The organism is Paenalicyclobacillus cellulosilyticus (assembly GCF_014647315.1).
GTDB lineage: Bacteria > Bacillota > Bacilli > Alicyclobacillales > Alicyclobacillaceae > Alicyclobacillus_J > Alicyclobacillus_J cellulosilyticus.
This window is the reverse complement of sequence record NZ_BMOY01000069.1, coordinates 1-4,034: the sequence shown is the minus strand read 5'-3', so window position 1 is coordinate 4,034 and position 4,034 is coordinate 1. Positions and strand designations below refer to the sequence as shown.

Below are 4,034 nucleotides of genomic sequence, written 5' to 3'. Positions count from 1 at the left end.
GCAGCCGCGCCTGCCGCCGCCGGCAGCGCCAACTGGGCCCACGCCACCTCGTGTCCGGCGTCCGCCCAGGGCGTGGCCGCGGCCAGCAGGAAGCGCACATGCAGCCAATGCTCGCCCTGCGCGCCCCCGGGCTGCGCACACCCAGGCACCGCAGCCGCCGGCCACCGGTACGGCAGCCGCACCTCTGCCGACACCCCGGCCGGGATGTGCGGCAGCGCCGCCGTCCCCGACTGCACCACGCGCCCCTCCGCCTCGATGCTCCAGACCATCACCAGGTGGTCGAGCGAAAGGAAGTCGTAGCGGTTGTGGACACGAATAACGCCTGCCGCCAGGTCCACCGGCGTCACGTGCACCGGTTCAATCACCTTTTTGTACTCGATGAGCCCCGGCGACGGGACGCGGTCCGGAAAGACGAGCCCGTCAATCACGAAGTTGCCGTCGTTCGGCTCGTCGCCGAAGTCGCCGCCGTACGCGAAATATTCCCGGCCATCCGGCGTGCGGGTGCGGATGCCGTGATCGCACCATTCCCAGACGAAACCGCCCTGCAGGCGCGGATATTGATAGAACGCCTCCCAGTACTCACGCAACCCGCCCGGCCCGTTGCCCATGGCGTGCGCGTATTCGCAGAGGATGTGCGGCTTGGGGATGTCGGTGCGCTCGCCAAGCTGGCGCAACTCCGGCACCGAGGTGTACATGGTGCTGACGACGTCCGCCGTCTTCGCCTCGCGGTCGCCCTCGTAGTGGATGAGCCGGGTGGGATCGATGGCGCGGGCGCACGCCGCCATGGCCTCGTGGTTGCGGCCGTACCCGGATTCGTTCCCGAGAGACCACAGGATGACGCACGGGTGGTTTTTGTCCCGGTGCACCATGCGCTCCATGCGGTCCACGTACGCCGCCTCCCAGGCGGGATCGTCCGAGAGACGGTTCCAGGCGCCGAGCGGATGGAAGCCGTGTGTCTCCAGGTCCGCTTCGTCGATGACGTACAGCCCGTACTCGTCGCACAGGTCGTACCAGCGGGGATCGTCCGGGTAGTGCGAGGTGCGCACGGCGTTGATGTTGTGCTGCTTCATCAGGCGGATGTCCGCCACCATGGCCTCGTACGGCACCGCGCGGCCAAAATCGGGATGGAACTCGTGCCGGTTGACGCCGCGAAACAGGATGGGCACGCCGTTGACGAGCAACTGGCCGCCCTTCAGCTCAATCTGGCGAAAGCCGACGCGGCCCGCCACCACTTCCAGCACCTGGCCGTCCGCCTCCAGGGTGAGCACCAGGTGGTACAAGTACGGGTCTTCCGCCGACCACTTGCGCGGCTCTCGCACCACGAGCGACAGCGCGGCTGCCGCCTCTTGGCCGGGGCCCGCCGCCGGCACCTCGCTCACCCCTGCGGCCACCTCTTGCCCAGAGGCGTCAAGCAGGCGGCCATGAAGCCTGGCGCCGCTCACCTGTGTGCGCCCTTGGTTGCGCACCTTCGCCGTGACGGCGAGCGTGCCGTCCCGGTACGCCGCATCGAGGCTCGGCTGCGCAAACCAGTCCCACAGGTGGAGGTGCGGGCGCCGCAGCAAATAGACGTCGCGGAAGATGCCGGACAGCCACCACATGTCCTGGTCCTCGAGATAGCTGCCGTCCGACCACTGGTACACCGCCACCGCGATCACGTTCTCCCCCGGGTGGACGAGCTCGGTGATGTCGAACTCGGACGGCAGGCGGCTGCCCTGGCTGTAGCCGGCGAGCTGCCCGTTCACAAAGACGTGGAACGCGCTGTCCACGCCTTCAAACCGCAGGTGGATGACGTCGCCCGCCCAGCTTTCCGGCAAGATGAACGTCCTGCGGTAACAGCCCGTCGGATTGTCGGACGGGACGCGCGGCGGATCGACCGGGAAGGGATAGATGACGTTGGTGTAGTGGGGCCGGCCGTAGCCGTGGAGCTGCCAGTGGGACGGCACCGGCAGGTCCGCCCAGTCGGACGCGTCGAACCCGGGCTCGGCAAACGCCGCCGGGACATACGCGGGCGCCGCGGCGTAGTGGAACTTCCACATCCCGTTCAACAGCATGATACGGTCGGACAGCGCCCGGTCATGGGCGAGCGCCGAGGTTTCGTCGGAGAAAGGGACGAAGCAGGCGCGTGCGGGCAGACGGTGGCGGTGCAAGACTTGGTGGTTCTCCCAATCCTGCAAGGCTGTGAGGTTCTGATATGTATGTGACACCACTGTATCCTCCTTCATACAAGTTCGCAGCATGGATTGAACATGATATACTTGCTGCCTTTCACGAGCTGCGATGTTCTACCATCTGGTTACAAATTCATTCATACGATTCGTATAAGAACCGGGCCAAGAAGCCCGGATTCCAAATTATGCTTATCCCGGTCGATGTTGTCCTCCATCCAGTACCGGTTCCAACCGAGTGCGCGGCCTTCGTCGAGGATACCGTAGCGCATGCGGTTCGCAATCAAGTTCGACACGATGATGCACACCTCATTTCGGCCCGGCCGCACCGCGTGTGAGATGTCCACCCTGTACGGAGGCCAGAGGAGCACGCGCACCAACTTTCCGTTCACCCATACCTCCGCATGGTGCTTCACCGTGCCCAGATCGAGCTCGACGCGCCGCTTTCCCCCTTCGCGCCGCTCCACGCTGTCCGCGACCCCATCCGCGTCTTGCAACCAAAACGCATTACGGTAGATGACACGGCCAGAGAACCAGTGAAGTCCCCACCTGTCCCATGGCTTTAGCTCTGCTTCCCGCTCGGCTACCGTTATCTCAATGGGCGCTCGCACACCACACGCAAAGTCCTCGGCCATAACATCGATGGTGAAGTTAGCCGGATGGGAGCGTGGTGTCAGGTGTACAACACCCTGCTGCAACAACACATCCGTCACGGGTACACCCTCGATGCACGCCGACCATTCGCCTTGGATGTCCGGCCTGAACACCGCTTCTGTCCCTGGCGGCAGCGTGACTTCATACGTCAAGCGAACAGGAAAACGCACATACTCGCCAAACAGCGGCAGGTGTCCCCACGGCAAAAGCGGCGGTCTGCCTCGCTCCCAGGCGTACACCCAGCCTGGGGTAGCGAGCCAAAACCCTTCATGTTCCTTGGGATCCACCCGAACCGCCAGACGCTCCGCCGGATGGTCCGGGGCCATCCAGTCTTCATCTTCCCGGTTCGTCACCACCCAGCTCGCGTCGGACACAATATCCCATGGCATGTCTTCCCCCCAGATACGGAGATGGCATAATAGCGAAGTCAACCATGAAGGATCGAACCTTTCCACCGCCAACAAGTTGATGCCGCTGGCTGGGGTGTCGTTCATGACCTTCACAGCCAGTGTGTTTTCACCCAAGACGAGGTGATCCGTCAGGTCGATGAGCTTCGGGTCATCCCACCCTCTCTCGATTGCGACGAGATGGCCGTTCACGTAGAGCTCAAACCGATTGACCGCAGTGATGCACAGTCGGGCTTCTTGGAACGGCCGGTCGATGGTAAATTTTTTGCGGAAGAACAAAACCGGTTCCGCGCTGTCGCAGTGCCAGGACGCCCGCCGCGTGATCCACCGTGCCTGCCAGTTCGTCAAATACCTGCCGCAGTGTCCCGCTTCCTCCTCGCGGTTGCAAAATCGGATGGTTTCCCAGTGGTCATCATATTGGGAGCGGAAGCGCGCCACCGGGATGCGAAGACGTACTTGTTCGCTACCCACACCCCACTCTTTGTCCAACGAGGAATCTGCAGGCACGACCGTCCACGGGCCGTCGAATGGAATGGCCATGGCATCCCCGCAGAATTCGGCACCATTCACTGACGTCATGGCCACACGCTCGCTCGTCTGGACGACGTCGGATGGCGAAGGCATAAATAGGGTCTGCTGAACGAGTCTTTCATCTGACCCCTACGGCTCATGCTCGTGCTCTGATCTTCCCCCGAAGGCCTTTCCAGAAACGTTCAAGCCAGCTTCAGTGATCCGCCACCAGCCCCACCATACCCCAGAAACCTGGCCCAAATGACGTAAAAAAGAAGGCGGAGCCGCTGTTCCAGGT

General features: G+C 63.3%; 2 protein-coding genes. Both read right to left on the bottom strand.

All coding sequences use genetic code 11. The features are described 5' to 3' along the window. On the bottom strand, nucleotides 1-2,204 hold a 2,204-nt coding region (locus IEX97_RS12695; RefSeq protein ID WP_229776907.1), incomplete at its 3' end, for a glycoside hydrolase family 2 TIM barrel-domain containing protein. A gap of 101 nt (nucleotides 2,205-2,305) precedes the next feature. Next, nucleotides 2,306-3,850, bottom strand: a complete 1,545-nt coding sequence (locus IEX97_RS12690; protein ID WP_188883477.1) for a glycosylhydrolase-like jelly roll fold domain-containing protein — start codon at nucleotides 3,848-3,850, stop codon at nucleotides 2,306-2,308. Nucleotides 3,851-4,034: the final 184 nt, after the last annotated feature.